27 protein-coding genes are annotated in these 22,177 nt (G+C 72.2%); 15 read left to right on the top strand and 12 right to left on the bottom strand.

From position 1 onward, the window contains the following. Positions 1 to 302 precede the first annotated feature (302 nt). Both ACYVGN_RS11680 and ACYVGN_RS11675 read right to left on the bottom strand, forming a co-directional pair. Entirely contained in the window at positions 303 to 1,712 is a 1,410-nt protein-coding gene (locus ACYVGN_RS11680) for a MinD/ParA family ATP-binding protein (RefSeq protein WP_460790941.1), read from the bottom strand. 152 nt (positions 1,713 to 1,864) lie between these two features. After that, complete coding sequence (locus tag ACYVGN_RS11675; RefSeq protein ID WP_460790939.1) at positions 1,865 to 2,230, bottom strand: hypothetical protein; 366 nt, start codon at positions 2,228 to 2,230, stop codon at positions 1,865 to 1,867. A gap of 128 nt (positions 2,231 to 2,358) precedes the next feature. On the opposite strand from ACYVGN_RS11675, the gene ACYVGN_RS11670 reads away from it, so the two are divergent. Then, complete coding sequence (locus ACYVGN_RS11670) at positions 2,359 to 3,081, top strand: LysR substrate-binding domain-containing protein (RefSeq protein ID WP_460790938.1); 723 nt, start codon at positions 2,359 to 2,361, stop codon at positions 3,079 to 3,081. On the opposite strand, the gene ACYVGN_RS11665 is transcribed toward ACYVGN_RS11670, so the two are convergent. The 3 genes from ACYVGN_RS11665 to ACYVGN_RS11655 all read right to left on the bottom strand — a co-directional run bounded on the left by ACYVGN_RS11665 (position 3,078) and on the right by ACYVGN_RS11655 (position 5,026). After that, entirely contained in the window at positions 3,078 to 3,572 is a 495-nt protein-coding gene (locus tag ACYVGN_RS11665; RefSeq protein ID WP_460790936.1) for a glutaminase, read from the bottom strand. The two genes, ACYVGN_RS11670 and ACYVGN_RS11665, sit on opposite strands and share 4 nt — an antisense overlap. Then, the gene (locus ACYVGN_RS11660; RefSeq protein ID WP_460790935.1) at positions 3,569 to 4,246 is read right to left on the bottom strand and encodes a ThuA domain-containing protein; all 678 of its coding nucleotides are present in this window, start codon (positions 4,244 to 4,246) and stop codon (positions 3,569 to 3,571) included. The genes ACYVGN_RS11665 and ACYVGN_RS11660 overlap by 4 nt, the downstream gene beginning before the upstream one ends. A gap of 75 nt (positions 4,247 to 4,321) precedes the next feature. After that, on the bottom strand, positions 4,322 to 5,026 hold the full coding sequence (locus ACYVGN_RS11655; protein ID WP_460790933.1) for a GTP pyrophosphokinase: 705 nt from the start codon (positions 5,024 to 5,026) through the stop codon (positions 4,322 to 4,324). A gap of 152 nt (positions 5,027 to 5,178) precedes the next feature. Here ACYVGN_RS11655 and ACYVGN_RS11650 point away from each other — a divergent pair, with 152 nt between their 5' ends. Continuing rightward, a complete protein-coding gene (locus tag ACYVGN_RS11650; protein WP_460790931.1) occupies positions 5,179 to 5,535 on the top strand; it encodes a DUF7882 family protein in 357 nt (118 codons plus the stop codon). A gap of 78 nt (positions 5,536 to 5,613) precedes the next feature. On the opposite strand, the gene ACYVGN_RS11645 is transcribed toward ACYVGN_RS11650, so the two are convergent. After that, positions 5,614 to 5,937 carry a DUF7882 family protein gene (locus ACYVGN_RS11645; RefSeq protein WP_460790929.1) on the bottom strand — a complete coding sequence of 108 codons (324 nt, stop codon included), beginning with the start codon at positions 5,935 to 5,937 and terminating at the stop codon, positions 5,614 to 5,616. Positions 5,938 to 6,055: 118 nt separating this feature from the next. Beyond that, positions 6,056 to 6,532 carry an SRPBCC family protein gene (locus ACYVGN_RS11640; protein WP_055988919.1) on the bottom strand — a complete coding sequence of 159 codons (477 nt, stop codon included), beginning with the start codon at positions 6,530 to 6,532 and terminating at the stop codon, positions 6,056 to 6,058. A gap of 211 nt (positions 6,533 to 6,743) precedes the next feature. Between ACYVGN_RS11640 and ACYVGN_RS11635 the strand changes: the two genes are divergently transcribed. Both ACYVGN_RS11635 and ACYVGN_RS11630 read left to right on the top strand, forming a co-directional pair. After that, the gene (locus ACYVGN_RS11635) at positions 6,744 to 6,872 is read left to right on the top strand and encodes a hypothetical protein (RefSeq protein ID WP_268777923.1); all 129 of its coding nucleotides are present in this window, start codon (positions 6,744 to 6,746) and stop codon (positions 6,870 to 6,872) included. A gap of 2 nt (positions 6,873 to 6,874) precedes the next feature. Further along, positions 6,875 to 7,549 carry a DUF6766 family protein gene (locus tag ACYVGN_RS11630; protein WP_460790927.1) on the top strand — a complete coding sequence of 225 codons (675 nt, stop codon included), beginning with the start codon at positions 6,875 to 6,877 and terminating at the stop codon, positions 7,547 to 7,549. Between the two features lie 59 nt (positions 7,550 to 7,608). Here the strand turns inward: ACYVGN_RS11630 and ACYVGN_RS11625 are convergent, their stop codons facing one another. Next, positions 7,609 to 8,094, bottom strand: a complete 486-nt coding sequence (locus ACYVGN_RS11625; protein WP_460790926.1) for a YciE/YciF ferroxidase family protein — start codon at positions 8,092 to 8,094, stop codon at positions 7,609 to 7,611. 200 nt (positions 8,095 to 8,294) lie between these two features. Here ACYVGN_RS11625 and ACYVGN_RS11620 point away from each other — a divergent pair, with 200 nt between their 5' ends. From ACYVGN_RS11620 to ACYVGN_RS11610, 3 genes are read left to right on the top strand one after another with little or no spacing between them, the layout of a single operon-like run. Continuing rightward, on the top strand, positions 8,295 to 9,671 hold the full coding sequence (locus ACYVGN_RS11620) for an ABC transporter substrate-binding protein (RefSeq protein ID WP_460790925.1): 1,377 nt from the start codon (positions 8,295 to 8,297) through the stop codon (positions 9,669 to 9,671). Then, the gene (locus ACYVGN_RS11615) at positions 9,668 to 10,564 is read left to right on the top strand and encodes a carbohydrate ABC transporter permease (protein WP_134746757.1); all 897 of its coding nucleotides are present in this window, start codon (positions 9,668 to 9,670) and stop codon (positions 10,562 to 10,564) included. Before ACYVGN_RS11620 ends, ACYVGN_RS11615 begins: the two co-directional genes overlap by 4 nt. Beyond that, entirely contained in the window at positions 10,561 to 11,523 is a 963-nt protein-coding gene (locus ACYVGN_RS11610) for a carbohydrate ABC transporter permease (RefSeq protein ID WP_460790923.1), read from the top strand. The genes ACYVGN_RS11615 and ACYVGN_RS11610 overlap by 4 nt, the downstream gene beginning before the upstream one ends. A 21-nt stretch (positions 11,524 to 11,544) precedes the next feature. Here ACYVGN_RS11610 and ACYVGN_RS11605 read toward each other — a convergent pair whose 3' ends face one another. The 3 genes from ACYVGN_RS11605 to ACYVGN_RS11595 all read right to left on the bottom strand — a co-directional run bounded on the left by ACYVGN_RS11605 (position 11,545) and on the right by ACYVGN_RS11595 (position 12,911). After that, entirely contained in the window at positions 11,545 to 11,976 is a 432-nt protein-coding gene (locus ACYVGN_RS11605) for a DUF6098 family protein (RefSeq protein WP_460790921.1), read from the bottom strand. 2 nt (positions 11,977 to 11,978) lie between these two features. After that, the gene (locus tag ACYVGN_RS11600) at positions 11,979 to 12,188 is read right to left on the bottom strand and encodes a hypothetical protein (protein WP_156377106.1); all 210 of its coding nucleotides are present in this window, start codon (positions 12,186 to 12,188) and stop codon (positions 11,979 to 11,981) included. Positions 12,189 to 12,563: 375 nt separating this feature from the next. Then, positions 12,564 to 12,911 carry an ArsR/SmtB family transcription factor gene (locus ACYVGN_RS11595; RefSeq protein ID WP_460790919.1) on the bottom strand — a complete coding sequence of 116 codons (348 nt, stop codon included), beginning with the start codon at positions 12,909 to 12,911 and terminating at the stop codon, positions 12,564 to 12,566. A gap of 90 nt (positions 12,912 to 13,001) precedes the next feature. On the opposite strand from ACYVGN_RS11595, the gene ACYVGN_RS11590 reads away from it, so the two are divergent. From ACYVGN_RS11590 to ACYVGN_RS11580, 3 genes are all read left to right on the top strand, one after another. After that, positions 13,002 to 14,303 carry an NAD(P)-binding domain-containing protein gene (locus tag ACYVGN_RS11590; protein ID WP_460790917.1) on the top strand — a complete coding sequence of 434 codons (1,302 nt, stop codon included), beginning with the start codon at positions 13,002 to 13,004 and terminating at the stop codon, positions 14,301 to 14,303. Further along, positions 14,294 to 14,821 (top strand): GNAT family N-acetyltransferase, encoded by a 528-nt coding sequence (locus tag ACYVGN_RS11585; protein ID WP_460790915.1) that lies wholly within the window; start codon positions 14,294 to 14,296, stop codon positions 14,819 to 14,821. Before ACYVGN_RS11590 ends, ACYVGN_RS11585 begins: the two co-directional genes overlap by 10 nt. Positions 14,822 to 14,980: 159 nt before the next feature. Then, a complete protein-coding gene (locus ACYVGN_RS11580) occupies positions 14,981 to 15,850 on the top strand; it encodes a metalloregulator ArsR/SmtB family transcription factor (RefSeq protein WP_460790913.1) in 870 nt (289 codons plus the stop codon). Between the two features lie 86 nt (positions 15,851 to 15,936). Here ACYVGN_RS11580 and ACYVGN_RS11575 read toward each other — a convergent pair whose 3' ends face one another. Then, positions 15,937 to 16,290, bottom strand: a complete 354-nt coding sequence (locus ACYVGN_RS11575; protein WP_055988912.1) for a MerR family transcriptional regulator — start codon at positions 16,288 to 16,290, stop codon at positions 15,937 to 15,939. Positions 16,291 to 16,457: 167 nt separating this feature from the next. Between ACYVGN_RS11575 and ACYVGN_RS11570 the strand changes: the two genes are divergently transcribed. The 5 genes from ACYVGN_RS11570 (at position 16,458) to ACYVGN_RS11550 (ending at position 22,127) form a co-directional block, all read left to right on the top strand. After that, on the top strand, positions 16,458 to 17,963 hold the full coding sequence (locus tag ACYVGN_RS11570; RefSeq protein WP_055988911.1) for a SulP family inorganic anion transporter: 1,506 nt from the start codon (positions 16,458 to 16,460) through the stop codon (positions 17,961 to 17,963). Between the two features lie 93 nt (positions 17,964 to 18,056). Beyond that, positions 18,057 to 18,470: an arsenate reductase ArsC gene (locus tag ACYVGN_RS11565; RefSeq protein WP_460790911.1), complete on the top strand. Its 414-nt coding sequence runs from the start codon at positions 18,057 to 18,059 to the stop codon at positions 18,468 to 18,470. A 197-nt stretch (positions 18,471 to 18,667) separates the two neighbouring features. Further along, positions 18,668 to 19,108, top strand: coding sequence for an arsenate-mycothiol transferase ArsC (locus ACYVGN_RS11560; RefSeq protein ID WP_460790909.1), 441 nt, complete (start codon positions 18,668 to 18,670; stop codon positions 19,106 to 19,108). Next, positions 19,105 to 20,316 (top strand): MFS transporter, encoded by a 1,212-nt coding sequence (locus tag ACYVGN_RS11555; protein ID WP_460790907.1) that lies wholly within the window; start codon positions 19,105 to 19,107, stop codon positions 20,314 to 20,316. The genes ACYVGN_RS11560 and ACYVGN_RS11555 overlap by 4 nt, the downstream gene beginning before the upstream one ends. A 131-nt stretch (positions 20,317 to 20,447) precedes the next feature. Continuing rightward, positions 20,448 to 22,127 (top strand): thiamine pyrophosphate-dependent enzyme, encoded by a 1,680-nt coding sequence (locus ACYVGN_RS11550; RefSeq protein WP_460790906.1) that lies wholly within the window; start codon positions 20,448 to 20,450, stop codon positions 22,125 to 22,127. Positions 22,128 to 22,177: the final 50 nt, after the last annotated feature.

The following is a 22,177-nucleotide window of genomic DNA, read 5'->3' as shown; positions in this document are numbered from 1 at the left end:
CCAATCGCGGTCTCGGCGCGTTCATCGTCGTGGATCTCGGCGTAAGCGACGCGGGAGTGGTCGTCGATGAACCTCCCTGGTTCAGAGCGGATGCGGTAGCAGCTTCACTCTGCCGGGAGGTTCTCGTCACATCAGGGAAGCCAGATCAAACAACGTCCCTGGGCAGTACAACTAGGGGGGAGCGAAGCGACCCGGGCCCCAAGTTCGCGACCGGATCCCCCGGAGCCGGAGCGGTCTGAAGCCCGGAACCCCGGAGCCGGAGCGGCCCTGTAGCCGGAGACCCCCTGAAGCCGGAGCGGAACCTACCGCAGCCCCGCCGCGACAGCCGCCGTGACCTCCAGCCAGGCCTCCCGCGACTCGTCGCTGAGCGCGTCGTAGTCGATCACGTCGCCGCGGTCGAGCGCGGGGTCGAACGGCACGGACACGACCTCGCGCGTCAGCTCGCCCATGTGCCGCAGCAGGCGGCGCTCGAGGTCCGGGTAGCTGGTGGGCGACGGGTGGCTCATCACGGTGACGGCGTTGCGCAGCTTCTCCTCGTGGCCGTGCGCGACGAGCGTGTCGGCCATCGAGGCGAGCGTGCGGGCGCTGTCCTCCTTGACGATGGTGGTGAGCACGAGCACGTCGGCGGCCGCGACGGCGGACTGCCACGTGCCGGCCTTCGAGTTGTTTCCGGTGTCGACGATGATGACGCGGTAGGAGCGGGCGAGCGTGTCGTGGAGCAGGCCGAACGCCTCCTCGTCGATCACGTCGCTGTCGCCGTCGAGGCTCTGCGACGCGAGCACGTCGAACTTGTTCTCGCCCTGGGCGCGCACGAAGTCGATCAGGTCGGCGGCGCTGAGCGGCGCATCCGTCTGCTGCACGTGGTTGAGCAGGTCGATCGCGGTGTGGTCGTGGTCGGGCGAGCGCAGGGCGCGGATGCCGAGCGTGCCCTTGTACTCGTTGTTGTCCCACGCGAGCACGCTGCCGCCACGGACGCGGCCGAGGGTCGCGCCCAGCAGGTAGGTCGTGGTGGTCTTGCCGACGCCGCCCTTCTCGCCGATGACCGCGATGGTCTTGCGGCCCGAGAACGCGCGCTGGATGGTCTCGCGGCGGTCGCGGCGCGCCTGCTCCTCCTTGCCCGGCTTGAGGCGGAAGCCCATGCGGTTGAAGGATCCGCGCCAGCCCTCGGTCGCGGGGACGGGCTTGGTCGGCGCCGCGGTCTCGACGAAGTCGCGGGCTGTGAGCAGGCGGGCCGAACGTCGGGTGAGCGGCTCGGCGCCCGCGTCGTCGGGAACGACCGGCTCGGTCTCGACGGGGGCGGCCGCGGCCGACACGGGGGCGGGGCCGGCGGGCGCGGGCTCCGTCTGCGCGGGGTTCTCGGCGGGAACGACGGACGGGGCGGACCGCGGCACGCTCGTCACGATCTCGGGCGCGAGCACGGACGGACCGGAGACGGCGGCGGGCGCGGGCGACTCGATCGCCTCCTCGACGGCGCCGTCCGGAGCGACGATCAGCGTGCGCAGCCCGTCGCTGCCGCTCGCCGCGACCCGCACCGGGCGGCCGTACTGCTGCGCGACCTCGACGACCATCGCGAGCACCGCCTTGCGGGCGCCCGCGGCGTCCGGGGCACTGACCGGACGTGTGGAGCCGTCGACGGTGACCATGCCGGACCCGTCGTCATCGGTCACGACCGAGATGCGGGGCCGGTCGGGGATGTCGTCGCGATCGGTCACGGGGTCTCCTTGGCTGTGCGTCGACGCGGGACCTGGCATTCTGTGCGGATCCGCGTGAAAGAACTCGGAATCAACCGTACCCGCGCGCGATCCGAGCTCCGCGCACGGAACGGGGCCGCCTGCAGCGCGGATCGGCCCCGTTCGCGGTCGGCTCAGGCGCCGGGCGTCTGGGTCTGGCCCGCAGCGGGCTGGTCCCCGTCGAAGACGTCCTTGACCTTCTCCGTGGCGTCGCCGGCGACATCCTGCACCTTGGCGACGACGTCCTCCGAGACGTCCTTGACCTTCTCGGTCGCCTCGGCGGCGAACTCCTTGACGTTCTCCGTGGCCTCGGCGGCGAACTCCGAGACGTTCTCGGTCGCCTCGGCGGCGAACTCCTTGACGTTGGCCGTGGCCTCCGTCGCGAACTCCTTGACGTTCTCGGTCGCCTCGGCGGCGAACTCCTTGACGTTGGCGGTCGCCTCGGTCGCGGCCTGCTTGGCGCCGCCGAAGACCGACTTGGCCCACTCCGTGAAACCCATGGTGATTCCCTCCCGAATCTGCGGGAGCGCGCTCGCGCTCCCTGCGCCAGGGTAGCGGTCGCACCCCCACTGTGTGGGACTGCGGCGGCGGGGAGGCCTCCCCAGGCGGCGCCGCGTAATCTGGCGGAATGGCGCAGACGGGACGGGGCGGCAGGCGACGCGGCGCTCCCGCGCGCACGGCGCGCGCACGCACCCCTCAGCGGCGCGTCCCGAGCCCGCAGCCCGGGCCCGCACCGCGGCCCGCCCCGGAGGAGCCCCGCACCTTCCGGCTGGGCGCGGTGGCCGGCGCGACGCCCGGCAAGTGGATCGACCGCTGGCGCGAGCGGATGCCGCACGTCGCGCTCGAGCTGGTGCCGCTCGCCGCCGAGGAGCAACGCACGTCCATCCTCGCCGGCGACGTGGACGCGGCGATCGTGCGGCTGCCCATCGACCGCGAGGACCTGCACGTGATCGCGCTGTACGACGAGGAGCCGGTCGTGGTCGCGTCCGTCGACTCGGCGCTCACCGCGGCGGACGAGCTCGACCCCGAGGATCTGGCGGGCGAGGTCGTGATCACCCCGCGCGACGACGTGCTCGGAACGCTCGAGCTGCCCGGCACGGAGCCGCCGCGCTTCGAGGCGCCCGAGACCACGGCCGACGCGATCGCGACCGTGGCCGCCGGGGTCGGCGTCGTGATCGTGCCGATGTCGCTCGCGCGCCTGCATCACCGGCGCGACGTGACGTACCGCCCGCTGCGCGGCGGGCCGGTCTCGTCCGTGGCGCTCGCGTGGCACGCCGACCGCACCACGCCCGACGTGGACGCCTTCGTGGGGATCGTGCGCGGCCGCACATCCAACTCGTCGCGCGGCTAGGCCCCGCCGGGAGGGTCGCGCAGCAGGTCGATGCGCTCCGCGAGGTAGGAGGCGAGGGGCATCAGCGCACCGGACGCCGCCCAGCGGATCATCGCCCGGTCGCCGTCCCAGGTGAGCGGGCCGTCGGATCCGCCCGCGGCCACGGCGGGCAGGTCGATCGCGCGCCAGCCCAGGTTCACCGTCTCGCCCGCCGCGAACCCGCCGCGCAGCGCCAGGGCGCGCAGCTCGGCGCGCCGCCGCGCGGACTCCGCCGCGTAACCGCGCCGCCCCGGATCCTGCGCGCGCAGCACCTCGCCGGCCTCGAGCACCTCGGTGTCGCCGATCAGCAGCGCGCCCACGCGCCACGCGTCGCCGACCCGCGTCATCCGCGGTCCGGCGCCCAGCATCGCGCGCACGCGTCCCGGCTCCCGGATCTCGCCGAGCGCCTCGCGCGGCAGCCCCGCGAGGCGGCCGCGGGCGTCGTCGAACAGCCGCGAGACGTCGTCCCTCACGATGCGCCCCGCTCCACCGTCCACCGCGCGAGCCGCCGGACCAGGGCGCGGTGCCCCTCCGGCTCGTACGAGCGCTCGTCGTGTCCCAGCACGTCGACCGCGATGCGCGCGGCGCCATGCTCGCGCACCCAGGCGGCCGGCTCGGGGCCCGTGCCCGCCTCGTCCCCCTCCTCGTGCCAGGCGACCGGCGTCGACCGGCCGATCGGCTGCAGGCGGCAGTACCGCTCGTCCTGCACGTCGAAGTCCTCGCCCCAGTCCGCCTCGGTCCGGATCCGCGTGACCCCGGCGGCCGGGTGGAACGACGTGCCCGGCAGCCAGACCGCCCCCACGGCCGGCGCCCACTCCGGATGGTCGCGGAGGCTCGCGACTGCGCTGTGCAGGGCGAGCACCCCGATTCCGCGGGCGAGCGCGGCGGCGAGGCCGTCGACGGAGGCCGCCGGCGGCGCGATCCTCTCCCCCTCCCGCCAGGGATCCCCGGCCGCGACCACGAGCAGGTCGACGCCGACGAGCGCGGCGAGCGCCCGGTCGACATCCGGCACCACGTCGACGTCGAAGCCGTCGCCGCGCAGGATGTCCGCGACCGCGGCGCCCGTGCGCGCGAACGGATGCCACGGGTCGGCATAGCGCCCGATTCCGACGGCCACCAGGGCCCGCGGGGTGGTCTGCGTCGACATGCCGCCTCCGATCGGTCTCGTCGATCATCTCAGCGCACGCGACGGCGCCGCGCCCGGGGGAAGCGTGACGCCGCCTCAGGCGTGGGATGCGCGGCCCGACGGCAGCGCGCGCAGCGGAGCGACCGGCGCCGCGTGCTCGCCGTGGATCTCGCGATGGAGGCTCTCCATGCGCGCGTCGAGCTCCGCGGCCGTGATCGCGGCCTCTCGCAGGCTGTCGGTGAGCCGGGTCGGCACCTGCTTGTCGTACTTGTAGTAGATCTTGTGCTCGAGGCTCGCCCAGAAGTCCATGGCGATCGTCCGGAACTGCACCTCGACGGGCACGTGCACCGTCCCGGTGGACAGGAACACCGGGACCTCGACGATCGCGTGCAGGCTCTTGTAGCCGTTCGGCTTGGGGTTCGCGATGTAGTCCTTCACCTCGCGGACCGTGACGTCGTCCTGGGACACCAGCAGTTCGAAGAGCCGGTACACGTCACGCACGAAGCTGCATGTGACCCGCACTCCGGCGATGTCCGTGATCTGAGCCCGGATGGACTCGAGGTCCGGCTCGATGCCCTTGCGGGCGACCTTCTCGGCGATCGAGTCCGGCGACTTCAGCCGGCAGCTGACGTTCTCGACCGGGTTGTACGCGTGGGCGTGCTCGAAGTCCTCGCGCAGGATCGACATCTTCGTCTCGATCTCACGCATGCCGAAGCGGTACTCCGCGAGGAACCGGGTCATCTCGTCGCGCAGCCCGCGGACGTGCTCGATCAGGTCGTCGTCGACCGGGAGGGACGTCATGCCCGTCACGCTAGGAGCCGGGTCTACGAGTGGGCTGGGAGCCGGGAGGCAGCCGAACCTCTCCCGCGTGTTTCCGCGGGCCCACGCGCACGTTGCGTCACTCGCCAGGAAGGACCGTTAGGGTCCCAACGATTTCCCGTATCCTGGTCCACATGGGCATCCTCCACTACGGCACCGATTCGACGCCGATCCACATCGATGACCGTGCCCTGGCGCACCTCAAGGTCGTCGTCGTCAGCAAGCTCCGCCGGCAGGAGAGCTTCACGGTGTCGTGGCAGCACCCCGAGGAGGACGGTGCGGGTCGCAGCACCATCTGGCTGAACCCCTCGATCCCCGTGCGCTTCCAGTTCGACGCGGCCGTGGCTCCCGAGCTGAACCGCGAGTGGCTCGAGGAGCTGGCGCAGTCGGCCAACGCGCTCGGCGGCATCACCCTGGTGTCCGAGCACGTCCACGGCGAGGCCTCACCGTCGCTCCAGCCGGCGGCTCCCGCCGCGACGCCCGCGGCCTGACCCCTTCAGACCCGCCCTCCCCCCGAAGCGAAGTCCCCGCCCGGCTGATGCCGTGGCGGGGACTTCGCGGTTCTCGGGTCACTCCTCCGGGGAGCCGATGTCCGCCGGGTCCGGCGGCTCGGGCATGACGGTCAGCCCGTTGGGCCCGCTCGCGGCCTTCATCATCTCGTCGAGCCACGCGCGGTTGATGCGCGGCGCCCGCCCGCCTGAGAAGTGGAACTGGATCGGGATGGAGGCGTGCAGCCAGAAGCTCCGCCGCCCGATTCCCTCGCCCAGCTTGGTGTCGTACATGAACGGCTCGCCTCGGCGCAGCTTGTTCATGACGACGATGCGCAGATGCGCGAGGGTCCGGTCGTCGACCTCGACCGAATCGCCGCCTGCTCCGTAGATGAATCGCCCCATAGTCGCGACAATACTCACCTTGCGAGCGCGCGACAGTCCCGCGGCCCGCGGAACGACGCTTCGTGACCCTAAACGAAGGTATCGATACCGATATACGAGCCGGGGACCCTCATCCGCGTCACTGGTCGGGACTGGTCTCCTGTCGTCCGTGGACCTCGCCGCGCCATCCGCCGGTCTCGGCGCCGCGGCTCTCGATGAACTTCTTGAACCTCTGCAGATCGAGCTGAGCCTGCGCGTCGTCGATGTTGAGGGCCGCGCCCACCTTCTCGATGAAGCCCTCCGGCTCCCACTCCATGCGCAGCTTCACGCGCGTCTCGTTGCCGTGCGGCTGGAAGTCGACGCGGCCGGCGTGGAAGGTCCCGTCCGTGCTCTGCCACGCGACGTGCGAGTCGGGCACCTGGTCCACGATGTCGGCGTAGAAGTCCTCCTCCTTGCCGGCGATGCTGACCGTCCAGTGCGTGCGCACGTCGTCGATCTGCCGCACCTCCTTCACCGCGCCCAGGAACTCCGGGAACGACTCGAACTGGGTCCACTGGTTGTAGACGACGTCGACCGGGGCGTCGACGTCGATCTCGGCGGTCAGGGTGGTGGTCATGTCATGCCTCCATTGCTCGGTCACTCACGTTTGCGCCCTCGACGCTACGGAGATCGCGCACGGGGATGAACGGGGTTGACGTCGGCAGGAGCGGTCATTAGAACCCGCCCGCCTTCCCCCCTCCGGCTCACTGAGCGGGAGCACTTCTCGCCCGCGGCGCCGATTGTCAACCCCGTGGCGACCCGCCGCCCGCCGCTCGTAGCGTGCAGGCGTGTCAGACACGAACAGCGACGAGACCGTCGAGGAGACCGCCGGCATGCGGTTCGCCTTCTGGAGCTGGATGGCGATCGTGATCGCGGGCCTCGCCGTCATGATCGTCCTGCCGCTGGCCGGGAGGTGAGCATGCGCGCCGTCAAGGACAACGCCCTGAGCCTGTTCTTCCTGGCCCTCTTCGCGCTCACGGTGCTGGGACAGGCGCTCGTCGGCCACGCGAACGAGAACGAGGAGCTCATCCGGCACGACCAGGCCCCCATCTCGCTGGGCGAGTTCGTGACGTCGTCCGAGTTCCTGGTCGACGTGTCGGAGAACTGGCAGTCGGAGTTCATGCAGTTCTTCCTGTTCATCCTCGCCACGGTGTGGCTCGCGCAGCGCGGGTCGCCCGAGTCGAAGAAGCCCGGCGACGAGGGGCTCGGCACCGACGAGGACCAGATGGTGGGACGCCACGCCCGCCCCGACTCGCCGCCGTGGGCGCGGGCGGACGGGTGGCGCCGCTGGCTGCTCGCGAACTCGATGCTGCTCGTGATGGGCACGATCTTCCTGCTGTCATGGTGGGCGCAGTCGCTCGGCGGGCTCGTCGTCGCGAACCAGGAGGCGATGGACCACGGCGAGCTGCCGATGACGTGGCTGTCCTACGTCGCGAGTCCCGAGTTCTGGAACCGGACGCTGCAGAACTGGCAGTCCGAGTTCCTCGCGGTCGGCTGCATGGTCGCCTTCTCGATCTACCTGCGCCAGCGCGGCTCGGCCGAGTCCAAGCCCGTCGGAACCCCGAACGGCACCGCGGCGCTCGAGTCGGAGTAGGCCCGCACGCGGAGAGGGGCGGATCCCGCGCGGGATCCGCCCCTCTCCGCGTGAGCCGCTCAGGCGCCGAGCAGCTGCTTGAGCCGGTTCGACAGCCCCTGGCTCGTGTGGATCTCCTGCTCGGCGTTGGCCTTCAGGAGTGCGAGGGCGTCGGTCGCGCCGAGCGCCCGGACCGGCAGGATGAGCGCCTCGTACGCCGCCATCTCGTAGTGCTCGTTGCCGAGGGCCGCCGAGAGCGTGACCTGGTCGCGCAGCTCGGGCGCCGTGCGCGCGATGAGCGCCTCGGCCTGCTTGCCGATGCCCTTCGTGCTGGGCGACGCGGCGGTCGACTCGGGCACCTCGAGGAGCGTGAAGACCTGCTGCAGGTTCGCGATCTGCTCGCGGGTCTCCTCCGCGTGGTGCGTGAAGAGCTTCTTGATGTCGGCCGACTTCGCGGCCTCGGCGAGCTCGCCGAGCGCCGCGAGCGAGTCCTCCTCCATCGTCATGGCGGTGCGCAGCTGGAAGCGCAGCAGGTCCTCCGGGGTCTCCAGGTGGGTCTGGCTCATGTGGTCCTCCTTGCGTCTGCGGTCGCCGACGGTCGGCCGGCACGTCGTCGACCGTAGGCATGCCGGCCGTGCCGTCGTCAGGGGATTGCGCCCGGCCGCATACGCCGCTACGCACGCCCGCTGGGCGGGGGTACGGCCGAGGCGCGCTTCTGTCAAGCCGCTTCTCGCCTCCGGGAGTGGATCACATGAGAAGCAATCGAATGGCCGCCTCGGCGCTGATGGCGGGCGGGATCCTCGTCCTCACGACCGCGTGCGCGGTCGGCACGGGAGGTGCCGACGACTCCGGCGCCGAGTACGACTCGGAGGCCGAGCTCACCGGCGAGCTCAGCGTCATGGGCTTCGGCGGCGTGGACGAGGTCGCGACCACCCGCATGGACCTGGCGAAGGAGGCGCTCGGCGAGGTCGAGGTCTCGGTCGCCGAGGGCGAGCTCGACCTGCAGCAGTTCCTCTCGGCGGCCGCGACGGGCGACCCGCCGGACCTCATCTACGCCAACCGCGACCAGATCGGATCGCTCGCGGCGCGCGGCGCGATCGTCCCGCTCGAGCGCTGCGTCGAGGGCGAGGGCATCGACACCGGGATGTTCGTGGAGTCGGCGATCGAGCAGGTCACGCTCGACGGCCAGGTCTACGGCATCCCGGAGTTCAACGTCGTGCAGGTCACGATGGCCAACGCCGACCTGCTCGAGCAGGCGGGCCTCGAGCTGTCGGACGTCGACGGGTCCGACTGGGAGGCCGTGAGCGCCGCGAACGAGGCGCTGACGAGCTCGGACGGGGGCAAGCTGAGCGTGATCGGGTACGACAGCAAGCTGCCCGAGTTCTTCCCGCTGTGGGCCAAGGCGAACGGCGTCGACCTGCTCAGCGCCGACGGCCGCGAGGCGAACCTCGACGACCCGGGCGCGATCGAGGCGCTCGAGTGGGCGGTGTCGATCTACGACGCGCAGGGCGGGTTCGGCGACGTGAAGGCGTACCGCGACTCGGCCGACTTCTTCGGCGAGGGCAACCAGTTCGCGACCGACGTCCTCGGCGCGATGCCCATGGAGCAGTGGTACATCAACGTGCTGGGCGACGTCTCGCCGGATGCGCCGATGGCGTTCACGACGGTCAAGGACCGTCAGGGCGAGCCGATCGCGTTCTCCTCTGGCTCGGCGTGGGCCATCCCGGCCGGCGCCGCCAACCCGGAGGCCGCGTGCCGCTGGGCGCGCGTGATGACCGCGGTCGACTCGTGGGAGGCCGCCGCGCAGGCCCGCGTGGACCTGCGCGAGGAGGAGGGCAAGCCCTTCACCGGCCTGCTGACGGGCAACGCCGAGGCCGACGAGCTCATCCGGGGCATGGTCACCTCGGGCGGCGAGCCGTGGGACACCGCGGTCGCGTCGACCTACGAGGCGAACGAGCACACGTTCGCGCTGCCCGCCAGCCCGGCCGACGCGGAGTTCGAGTCGGCGATGCAGGATGCCGTGAACTCGGTGCTCTCGGGCGAGGCTGAGCCCGCCGACGCTCTGGCGGAGGCGCAGCAGACCGCGCAGAAGGCGCTCGATGACGCCTGGGCCGAGATGGAGCAGTCGCAGGAGGAGGGATGACCCGGCGCGAGAACCGCGCCGCGCTGCTCTTCCTGTCGCCGTGGCTGATCGGGTTCGCGGTCTTCACCGCGTGGCCCCTCATCTACAGCGCCTACCTGTCGCTGACCGACTACGACGTGATCAACGATCCGACGTTCGTCGGCTTCGACAACTACGCGGAGCTGTTCTCCGACCCCAAGGTGGCCCTGGCCCTGTCGAACACCCTGTTCTTCACGGTCGTGCAGGTGCCGCTGTACGTGATCGTCTCGCTCGCGCTGGCCCTGCTGCTGGCGCGAGCGGGACGCGCGTCCGGGTTCTTCCGGACCGTGTTCTTCCTGCCCAAGATGACCCCGCCGGTGGCGGTGGGCATCCTGTTCCTGCTGCTGTTCAACGGACAGAACGGCCTGTTCAACACGGCGCTCGGCACGGTCGGGATCGACGGGCCGTCCTGGACCACCGACCCGGCCTGGGTGAAGCCGGGTCTGGTGATCATGAGCCTGTGGACGGTCGGCGCGTCCGTCCTCATCCTGCTCGCCGCACTGCGCGGTGTGCCGGACGAGCTGTACGAGTCGGCGCGCATCGACGGCGCCGGATGGTGGCGGCAGTTCCTCAGCGTGACGCTGCCCATGATCAGCCCGGCCGTGTTCTTCATCGTCGTCGTGAACACGATCGCGGGCCTGCAGACCTTCGACGAGGCCTACACCGCGTTCTTCGGTGCGGGCAACACCACCTACGGCAACGACGCGGCCCTGTTCTACGTGATCTACCTGTTCCAGCAGGCGTTCCAGTTCCTCAACATGGGGTACGCGGCCGCCATGGCGTGGCTCCTCTTCCTGGTGATCATGGTCGTCACGGCGATCCAGGCGGTCGTCTCGCGGCGCCTGGTCCACTACGAGGGAGGGACCGCGCGATGAGCACGCTGTCCGGATCGCTGGGGAAGCCCGGGCCGCTCGGTCAGGCCGAGGCCCTCGTCGCCGCCCCGGTGACGGCCGACGCGCAGGACGAGCCCGCGGTGCGCCGGAAGCGCCTCCCGTCGCGGCGCCGACAGACGCGGGCGGGGCGCGTCCTGACCGTGATCGCGCTGACCGCGGTGGGCGTCGTCTTCCTGTACCCGTTCGTATGGCTGGTGAGCGCCTCGTTCAAGCCGCGCGGCGAGGTGTTCGACAACCGGCTGATCCCCGAGACGTTCATCCTCGACAACTACGTGCAGGTGTGGCAGGAGGCGCCGCTCGCGCTCTGGCTCACCAACACGCTGCTGGTCACGGTCCTCGCGGCGACCACCGTGACGCTCTCCAGCGCGATGGTCGCGTGGGGCTTCGCGTACTACCGGTTCGGGGGGCGCGGGCCGCTGTTCGCGCTCGTGCTGGGGTCGATGATGCTGCCGGGGGCCGTCACGATGATCCCCACGTTCCTGATCTGGAACTCGCTCGGAACGGTGAACACGCTGATCCCGATGTGGGCGCACAACCTGTTCGGCAGCGCGTTCTACATCTTCCTGCTGCGCCAGTTCATGCTGTCGCTGCAGCGCGACCTGTTCGACGCGGCCCGGGTCGACGGCGCCAACCCGTGGCAGGTGTTCTGGCGGATCGGGCTGCCGCTCAGCCGCCCCGCGATCGCGGTCACCCTGGTGTTCGAGGTGCAGGCGGTGTGGACCGACCTGATGCGGTCGCTGATCTACCTGCGGGACTCGGCGAACTTCACGGTGCCGCGGGGACTCAAGGCGCTCGTCGACAACTTCGGCTTCGGCGGCGAGTGGCACTGGGAGATCCTCGTGACCGCGAGCGTGATCACGACCATCCCCATGATCGTGCTGTTCTTCGTCGCCCAGAAGCACATCATCGAGGGCGTGACGGCCGGCGGCGTGAAGGGCTGACCGCGGGCGTGTATCCGAGGCTCAGTCCTCGGGGCCGCGGCCCGCGTCGAAGACGCGCTCGTAGCGCTCGGCGGCCTCGTCGAGCAGCTCGGGCGTCAGCGTGGCGAGGGGCCGGATCTCGGCCAGCAGCGGCTCGCAGTCCGGTCCACGGCCGACCGTGCGGCCGTCGAGCACCCACGCGTAGCGGTCGGGGTTCTTCTCCGCGAGCTCGGCGTACTGGCGCACCTGTCGGGCGAGCCAGTCCTCGAGCGGACGCGTCCACCACGACTCGGGATGCAGCGGGTTGACCGACAGGCCGGGCAGATCGAGCCCGCTCTCGGTGTCGCGGCTCTGCTCGGCCGCGTCGTGCTCGGGGCCCTCCGAATAGCGGATGTACGACGCGTCGCGCCCGCGCACGAACTCCGCCAGCTCGGCGAGCGAGCCGAGCTTCGGCAGCGAGCCGGGGGGCGTCACCCTCAGTCGACCTGCTCCGACTGCGTCTCGATGTAGGCGCGGTCGTCGTCCGTCAGGCGCGCGCCCTGCCCGACGTCCTTCCCCGTGATCTCGGAGATCGCGGCGATCAGGGGCGGCGGCAGCTGCGCGTCCAGGTTGGCCAGGAGCAGGTGCTTCCCGTCGATCGGCAGCTCGGGCCACCAGGTGTGGATCGGCGGCAGTTCGGTGTGCATGGCGCCCCCTTCGGTCGTCCTGCTCCGACGGTAGGACGCGCGGGGGTCGCACTCAACGGGTTGACTTGTGCGCCGGGATCAGCCACGCGGCGAGTGCGATGCCGATCGCACCGCCGACGAGCTGCGCCGCGATGTAGGCCGGTGCGGAGCTCGGCGCGATGCCCGCGCAGCTGGAGCCCCACGTCGGCGGGCGACAGGCGGGCCGCCATGATCCCCGAGCCGATCACGACCGAGGCGAGCAGCGCCGAGCCGAGGAACTCGCCGGCGAGCTCGCGCGGCGAGACCGCGCGCGGAGCGGGGGGAGCGCTGGGACGGGCGGCCGCGACCTGCTGATTCATAGACAGCAGCCTATGAATCGAGAGGGATCCGCGCGAATCAGCCCCTCAGGACGTCGGCGATGCGGTCGAGCGCCCCGGGCACCAGCGCGTAGTAGGCCCATGTCCCGCGCTTGCTGCGCGCCAGGAACCCCGCCTCGGTCAGCACCCGGAGGTGATGCGACACCGTCGGCTGCGCGAGCCCGACCGGGTCGATCAGGTCGCACACGCAGGCCTCCTGACCCTCGCTCGCCGCCACGATGGACAGCAGTCGCAGCCTCGCCGGATCGGCGAGGGCCTTCATCGTGCGTGCGAGGTCCTCGGCCTCGGCGGCCGCGAGCGGCTCGCGCTGCAGCGGCGCGCAGCACGCGCCGCCGGGCTGGATGACGTCGAGTGCGGGACCGGGCATGCATCGATCATAGTCGATATTGACATCCATCGATAGAGAGGTGCAGACTCGGACATCGACAGCCATCGATATCCTGTCCAGGAGCCGCACATGACCCTCATCGACCTCACCCCCGCTCCCGCCGCGACGGCGCGGGCGAACGCGCTTCCCGTCGCCATCATCGGCGCGGGGCCCATCGGGCTCGCCGCGGCCGCCCGCCTGACCGAGCGCGACATCCCGTTCGTCGTGCTCGAGAAGGGCGAGTCGGCCGGCGCCGCGATCCGCGAGTGGGGCCACACGCGCCTGTTCTCGCCGTGGGAGCACCTGGTCGACGACGCCGCCGTGCGACTGCTCGGCGCCTCCGGATGGCAGGCGCCCGCCGCGGGGCGCGCCCCCTCCGGTCGCGAACTGGTGGACGAGTACGTCGCGCCGCTCTCGGCACATCCGGCGATCGCCCCGCACCTGCGCACGGGCGTCGAGGTGCTGGCCGTGACGCGCGAGGGCATGGACCGGACGCGCACCGCGGGTCGCTCCCGGGCGCCGTTCGCCCTGCGCCTGCGGCTGGCGGACGGCACGATCGTCGACGAGACCGCGAGCGCCGTGATCGACGCCTCGGGCACCTGGGGACAGGCGAACCCGCTGGGGTCGGGCGGGCTCGCCCCGCTCGGCTGGGACGCGATCGCCGACCGGGTCGCTCCGGCCCTCCCCGACGTGCTCGGCGCCGACCGGGAGCGCTTCGCCGGCTGCCACACGACCGTCGTGGGCGCCGGGCACTCCGCCGCGAACACGCTCATCGCCCTCGCGTCGCTCGCGCGCGACGAGCCGGGCACCCGCGTGACGTGGCTCATCCGCAACGCGGCGGCCGCCCGGATCTCGACCGGCGGCGACGAGCTCGAGGGGCGCGGAGCGCTCGGCGCCCGGCTCGAGCGTCTCGTGGCGGACGGCCGCGTGGAGGTGCTCGACCGGTTCGAGATCCTGCGCGCCGAGCCCGCCGGCGACGGCGTGCGCCTGCACGGCCGGCGCGCGGGCGAGGCAGCGGCGCACGACACCGACCTGGTGGTGGCCGCGACGGGCTTCCGGCCGGACCTCGGCATGCTGCGCGAGCTGCGGCTCGAGCTCGACGACATCGTCGAGGCGCCGCGTCGCCTCGCGCCCCTCATCGACCCCAACGTGCACTCGTGCGGCACGGTGTCGCCGCACGGGTACCGCGAGCTGGCGCACCCCGAGCAGGGCTTCTTCATCGTGGGCATGAAGAGCTACGGCCGGGCGCCGACCTTCCTGCTCAAGACCGGGTACGAGCAGGTTCGCTCGGTCGTCGCGTGGCTCGCGGGCGACGCCGCGTCGGCGGGGCGCGTCGAGCTGACGCTTCCCGCGACCGGGGTGTGCTCGACGTCCGCGGGCGGATGCTGCTGACGGCCGAGAATGGATCCGTGATCTCGATCCGCGACCTGACGCCCGAGGACTGGCCCGCGGTCGAGCGCATCTACCGGGAGGGCATCGACACGGGCGTCGCCACGTTCGAGACCGCGACCCCGTCGTGGGAGGCGTTCGACGTGGGCAAGGTCGCCGCGCCGCGGCTCGTGGCCGTCGACGAGACCGGCGCGGTGCTCGGATGGGCGGCCGCCTCGCCCGTCTCGGCGCGGCCGGTGTACCGCGGCGTGATCGAGCACTCGATCTACATCGCGTCGGCCGCGCGCGGGCGCGGCGTCGGGCGCGCGCTGCTGCGGGCCTTCGTCGCGGCGGCCGACGCCGCGGGGTACTGGACCATCCAGTCGTCGGTCTTCCCGCAGAACTCCGCGAGCTTCCGCCTGCACCTCGCGGAGGGCTTCCGCGAGGTCGGCCGCCGGGAGCGGATCGCGCAGGCCCAGGCGGGCCCGCACACGGGCGAGTGGCTCGACACGATCCTGCTGGAACGCCGCCGCCCCGACTGAGCGAGGACGCCCCGTGGTCGTTGAGCGAGCGAAGCGAGTCGAAACGGCGTAGAACCCGCCGGCACGCTTCGACCGTTTCGTCTCCCTCGCTGGCGCTCGGTCGCCCAACGAGCACCCCGAGCGCCGCCGGCGGCTCCCACCGCACATAGACTTGCATCTATGGATGCCGCACGCTCGCTCGCGACGCTCGCGGACCCGACGCGCGCGCGCATCCTGCGACTGATCCTCGACGCACCGGACGGGCGCGCTCGCGTCGGCGAGCTCGCCGAGCGCCTGGAGCTGCGCCAGCCGACCGTGAGCCACCACATGAAGGCGCTGCTCGCCGAGGGTCTGGTGACGCGCGAGCAGGACGGGCGCCGGGCCTGGTTCTCGGTCGCGCCCGACCGCGCCGACGCCGTCGCCGAGCTGATCGGCGCCGCGCCGCGTCAGGCGGAGCCCGATCTCGAGCGCCTCACCGCCGACCTGGCGACGCGCTTCCGGGGGGTCTTCAGCCCCGAGACCGTCGCGGCGTACGTGCGCGAGAGCCGCGACCTGCTCGCCCGCGGCGACGAGCCGCCCCGGCACCTCGCCTCGCGCACGGCGGCCTTCGCCGCCGGCCGGCTCGAGGCCCTCGCGCGCGCGGACCGCTCCCACCGCGACCGCCCCGAGGTGCTGTTCGTCTGCGTGCAGAACGCGGGCCGCTCGCAGATGGCGGCGGGCATCCTGCGGCACCTCGCGGGGGATCGCGTGCGCGTGCGCACCGCCGGGTCGCTTCCGGCGCCCGACATGCGCTCGACCATCGCGCTCGCGCTCGACGAGATCGGCGTGACGGTCGGCGGGGAGTTCCCGAAGCCCCTGACCGACGAGGCCGTGCGCGCGGCGGACGTCGTAGTCACGATGGGCTGCGGCGACGTCTGCCCGGTGTACCCCGGCATCCGCTATCTGGACTGGGATCTCGCGGATCCCGCGGGCCTGCCGCTCGAGGGCGTGCGCCCCATCCGCGACGACGTCGAGCGCCGCGTCCGCGCTCTGCTGGACGAGCTGCTCTGACGCCGGCGACGCCCGGAAGGTATGCGAAATGCATGCGGTGCGGCGTCGGAAGGTGCGTTTCGCATACCTTCGCACCCCGGCGCCGCTCAGCGGCGGCGCAGCAGCTCGATGAACTCGTCGGCCATCGCGAGCTGGGCGCGCGCCTTCTCGCGGCGCTCCTCCGCGTCGGCGATCAGGCGCGCCAGACGCTCCCTCGCGACCGCGTGCTCCGGGTCGGCATCGAGACCGTCGGCGATGCGCAGCAGCTCGGCCATCTGCTCGAGCGAGTATCCGAGCGGCTTCATGCGGCGGATCAGCAGCAGGCGTGCGAGGTCGCGCTCCGTGTAGAGCCGGAAGCCGCCGTCGGTGCGCGCCGAGGGCTTGAGCAGGCCGATCTCGTCGTAGTGCCGGATGGTGCGCAGCGACAGCTCTGCGCGCTCGGCGAGCTCGCCGATGTGCATGGTCCCGCTTCGCACGGCGTCGTCATCCAGCACGCGGCCCCCTCCCGGAGCTCAACCCTCACGTTACGGTAGGGTTGAGCGCGCCCGCGGCTCTCGCGCGGCGCAGTCATCCATTATCCGGCGGTCTCCCCTGCGTCCCGCGCGCCTGCCCACGCCCTGGAGGATCCATGCCCCCTGTCCTGACGTCGGCCGACGGCCGGTTCGCGACCTCCGTGCGCGATGCGCTGCGCTCGCCGCGACTGCTCACGCGCGAGGTGCTCGCCGGGCTCGTGGTGGCGCTGGCGCTGATCCCCGAGGCGATCGCGTTCTCGATCATCGCGGGCGTCGACCCGCGGGTCGGCCTGTTCTCGTCGTTCGTCATGGCGGTCGCCATCGCGTTCCTCGGCGGACGCCCGGCCATGATCTCGGCGGCGACCGGCGCGGTGGCACTCGTGATCGCACCCGTGATGCGCGACCACGGCCTCGACCACCTGCTCGCCACCGTGATCCTGGCCGGCGTCATCCAGGTCGCGCTCGGCCTGCTCGGGGTCGCGAAGCTGATGCGGTTCATCCCGCGCAGCGTGATGGTCGGCTTCGTGAACGCGCTCGCCATCCTGATCTTCCTGTCGCAGCTCGAGCAGCTCGTCGACGTGCCCTGGATGGTGTACCCGCTCGTCGCCGCGGGCCTGCTGCTCCTGTGGCTGTTCCCGAAGCTGACCCGCGCCGTGCCCGCACCGCTGGTGGCGATCGTGCTGCTCACCGCCGTCGTCGTGGTGTTCGCGATCGACGTGCCGACCGTGGGCGATCAGGGCGCGCTGCCCGAGAGCCTGCCGTTCCTGCTCATCCCGAACGTGCCGCTCACGCTCGAGACGCTCGGGATCATCGGGCCGTACGCGCTCGCGATGGCGGCGGTCGGCCTGCTCGAGTCGCTCATGACGGCGAAGCTCGTGGACGACATCACCGACACCCGCTCGTCGAAGACGCGGGAGTCGTGGGGCCAGGGCGTCGCGAACGTGCTCTCCGGCCTGTTCGGCGGCATGGGCGGCTGCGCGATGATCGGCCAGACCATGATCAACGTCAAGGCGTCGGGAGCCCGGACCCGCATCTCGACCTTCCTCGCGGGCGTGTTCCTGCTGATCCTGGTCGTGGCGCTCGGCGATGTGGTCGCGATCATCCCGATGGCGGCGCTCGTGGCGGTCATGATCATGGTGTCGGCGCTCACCTTCGACTGGCACAGCATCCTGCCGTCGACCCTCTCGCGGATGCCGAAGAGCGAGACCGCGGTGATGGTCACGACCGTGGCGCTGACGGTCATCACGCACAACCTCGCGATCGGCGTGATCGTCGGCGTGATCGTCGCGGCCGTGCTGTTCGCGCGCCGCGTCGCGCACTTCACGACGGTCGAGCGCGCCGTGGCACCCGATGGCTCGGAGGCGCGCTACACGGTCGACGGCGAGCTGTTCTTCGCGTCGTCGAACGACCTCACCACGCAGTTCGAGTACGTCGACGACCCGGCTCGCGTCGTGATCGACATGTCGCGCTCGCACGTGTGGGACGCCTCGTCGGTCGCCGCGCTCGACGCGATCGTCACGAAGTACGAGCGCCACGGCGCCGAGGTCGAGATCGTCGGGATGAACGAGGCCACCGCGGGCATCCACGGCCGCCTCTCGGGAGGGCTCGGTGGCGAGCACTGACCCCACCTTCGCGGCGGGGCGATCCCGGTCTGGCGCAACACATAGATCGTGATCTATGCTTTAGGCACACCCCGCCAATCGAGGAGAGCGCCCATGACCGCCACCAAGCCCACCGTCCTGTTCGTGTGCGTCCACAACGCCGGGCGCTCGCAGATGGCCGCCGGATGGCTGCAGGCGCTCGCGGGCGACCGGGTCGAGGTCCTCTCGGCCGGCTCGGCGCCCAAGGACGAGATCAACCCCGTCGCGGTGCAGGCCATGGCCGAGGAGGGCGTGGACATCGCGGGGAACACCCCGAAGGTCCTCACGGTCGACGCCGTCAAGGAGTCGGACGTGGTCATCACGATGGGCTGCGGCGACGCGTGCCCGATCTTCCCCGGCAAGCGCTACGAGGACTGGCAGCTCGACGACCCGGCCGGCCAGGGCATCGAGGCCGTGCGCCCCATCCGCGACGAGATCAAGGCCCGCGTCGAGGCCCTGATCGCCGAGATCGCGCCCGCCGCCCCCTGACCCCCCCCCGACGCGACGCCGGAACCCGAAACCGCCGTCGCACCCTCGCCCCCGCGCGGCACCCGCCCGTCGGCATCCCGAAGCCCCCACGCAGGATGCCCGGGAGCCGCGCGGGGGCACCTCTGTCTGCGCGCGGCGGTTCACTCGCGCGCAACCCTGGGCGCCTAGCGTGTGACGCAGGAGCAGAGAGGCGAGCCATGACCGACACCACGACCGACGCCCGCGGGGCCGACGCGCGACCCACCGTGCTGTTCATCTGCACGCACAACGCCGGCCGCTCGCAGCTCGGCGCCCACCTGCTCGACCATGTGGCGGGAGACCGGCTCCGCGCGATCAGCGGCGGCGTCGCACCCGCGGCCGAGCCGAGCCCCACCACCGTCGCGACGCTCGCCGAGCTCGGCATCGACGCGTCGCAGGCGCTCCCGCGCGCGGTCACCGCCGAGGACCTCGCCACGGCCGACGTGGTCGTCACGATGAAGCCGGGCCTGCAGCTGCCCGGCCCGGTGCGGGGCGAGCTGGTCGAGTGGGTGTTCCCCGACCCGGCGAGCTGGGACGACGCGGGCATCCGCGGCCTGCGCGACGACATCCGCGCCGCGGTCGAGGGGCTCGCCGCCCGCCTCACCGCCGACCCCGCGTGACCGGCCCGGATCCGGCACCACCGGTCGGGGCCCACCCGCCGGCCACCGCCGAGGCGTGGCAGGCCGGGCGCCTGACCGCGCTCTCGCTGGCCCAGCTCGTGAGCTGGGGCATCCTGTTCTACGCGCTCATCGTGGCGGCGCCGGCGATCTCCGACGACACCGGATGGCCGCTCGCCCTCGTGACGGCGCTGTTCTCGCTCGGGCTCATCGCCTCGGCGATCCTCGGCGTGCCCGTGGGGCGCATCCTGGACCGCGGGCCGCGGGGCGCGATGACCGTGGGCAGCATCGCCGGGGCCGGCGGGCTCGTGATCGTGGCCCTCGCGCCGGATCCGGTGGTGTTCGGGATCGGATGGCTGGTCGCGGGCGCCGCGCAGTCGGCGGTGCTGTACCAGGCGGCGTTCACCGTGCTGGCCCACCGGTACCGGCGGCACCGCCGCGGCGCCATGACCGTGCTGACGCTCGCGGGCGGGCTCGCCTCGACCGTGTTCGCCCCGATCGTCGCCGCGCTGCTGACCGTCACGGACTGGCGGACGACCTTCCTGGTGCTGGCCGGAGTGCTCGCGGCCGTGACCGCGCCGGTCCACTGGCTCACTCTCGAGCGCCGCTGGCCGCCCGCGCCGCCGTCCGCCCCGGAGGACGAGCCGCCCGCGGCCCTGCGCGCCGTGCTGCTCTCGCGCCGCTTCTGGGCGCTCGAGATCTCGACGCTGCTGCTCGCGGCCTCCCTCTACACCGTGACGCTCGCGGCCATCCCGCTCTTCCTGGAGAAGGCGATGACGTACACCCTCGCGGCCTGGGGGCTCGGCCTGCTGGGCGCGGGCCAGGTGATCGGGCGCCTGATCTACGTCGCCCTGCCGCATGGCGCGCCGCCGTGGATCGCCCTCACGGTCACGTCCGCGCTCGCGGCCCTCGCACTGCTGCTGCTCGCCGCCGTGCCGGGGCCGGTGTGGCTGCTCATCGGGATCGGGGTCGCGGCGGGCGCCGTGCGCGGCGCGCAGACGCTCGTGCAGGGCTCCGCGGTGGCCGAGCGCTGGGGGACGCGCGACTACGGCGCGATCAACGGCGTGTTCGCCGCGCCCATCACGATCGTCGCGGCGCTCGGCCCGACGCTCGGCCCCGTCGCTGCGACCGCCGCGGGCGGCTACGGCGCGGTCGCGATCGCCGCCGCGGGGGTCGCGCTGCTGGGCGCGCTGATCGCCCGCTGGTCCTGATCCGCGACGAGCGGGGGCCGATACTTCATCGTTCGCGAAAGATCGCGTGATCTTTCGGGACTTGGGACGGGCAAGAACCGTTGTGCGCGGTGGGAATCTGGTGTCCACCCCACCGACTTCCCGGAGCGACGATGACGAGCATTCTGGAGACCCCGGCCACGACGGCCCCCGCCCTGCCGACCACGGAGACCGCCGGCCACGCGATCGTCCGCACGCTCGAGGAGCACGGCATCCCGCGCGCGTACGTCGTGCCGGGCGAGAGCTACCTCGAGGTGCTCGACGGCCTGCACACCTCGTCGATCGAGACGATCGTGTGCCGCCAGGAGGGCGGCGCCGCCTACATGGCCGAGGCCGAGGGCAAGCTCAGCGACCTGCCCGGCATCGTCATGGTGACGCGCGGCCCCGGGGCGGCGAACGCGCTGGTGGGGCTCCACACGGCCTGGCAGGACTCCACCCCGCTCGTGCTGTTCGTCGGACTCATCCCGATGGACCACCGCGGGCGCGAGGCGTTCCAGGAGTTCGACATCCACGGCTGGTTCGACAAGGGCGCTAAGCGCGTGCTGGTGCTGGACTCGGCCGAGCGCGCATCCGAGACCGTCGCCGAGGCGATCTTCGCGGCCCGCTCCGGCCGCCCCGGCCCGGTGGTCGTCGGCCTGCCCGAGGACGTCATCCGGCGCGAGGTGCCCGTCACGGTGCATCCGCCGATCCCGGTCGCCGCCGGCGGCGTCTCGATCTCCGACGCGGCCGCGCTCACTGAGGCGCTGCGCGAGGCCGAGAAGCCCCTGTTCGTCACGGGCGGCAGCGACTGGACCCCCGAGGCGTCGGCGCAGCTGACCGCGTGGCTCGAGAAGCACGGCATCGCCGCGGCGGCCGAGTGGCGCACGGAGGGCGTCGTGGGCTTCGACTCGCCGAGCTACGTCGGCCCCATCGGGTACGGCCGCCCCAAGCCCACCTACGACCTGTTCGAGGAGACCGACCTGCTGGTCTTCGTCGGGACGGTCCCCGGCGACGTGCTGACCAGCGGCTACATCGCCCGCCAGGGCTGGCACCGCCGCAACTTCCTGATCACGATAGACGCCTCGCTGCGCGGGCGCTCGGGTGCCGTGTCGCATCAGATCGTCGCCAAGCCGAGCGCGTTCGTCCGCGACCTGCAGGCGCTGGACGTGCCCACCAAGCCCGAGTGGGCCGAGTGGACCGCCCGGATGCGCGGCCAGCAGGAGGAGTTCGCGGCCCTTCCGTCCGCCCGCACCGACGCCGAGGCGCCCGCCCGCATGGACACGCTGATGGCGCACCTCGTGCCGCAGCTGCAGGACGACGCGCTCGTCACGCTGGGCGCGGGCGAGCACACGAACTGGGCCCACCGCTACTTCCCGGTCCGCCAGTACCCGGCCATGGTGAGCGCGGGCAACGGCTCGATGGGGTACTCGATCCCCTCGGCCGTCACCGCGTCGCTGCGCTTCCCCGGCCGCCAGATCGTCACGATCGCGGGCGACGGCGAGTTCCTCATGAACGGCCAGGAGCTCGCGACCGCGCGGCAGTACGGCGCCGCTCCCCTGGTCGTCGTGATGGACAACCAGGAGTACGGCACCATCCGCACGCACCAGGAGCGCCACCACCCGGGCCGCATCTCGGGCACCCAGCTCGTGAACCCCGACTTCGCCGCCATGGCGGTCGCCTTCGGCGGCTTCGGCGTGCGCGTGGAGCGCGACGCCGACGTGCCCGCCGCCGTCGCCGCGGCGCTCAAGGCCCAGCGCGAGGGCCGCTTCGCCCTCATCCACCTGATCGTCGGTCAGCGCGCCCAGGCGTACTGACCGTCACCCCATCCGCCGCTCACGAAACGAAAGACACCCATGAAGCACGA

Source organism: Microbacterium lacusdiani, from assembly GCF_054779895.1.
The sequence above is the reverse complement of the archived record's forward strand: the minus strand, read 5'-3'. Positions and strand labels throughout refer to the sequence as shown.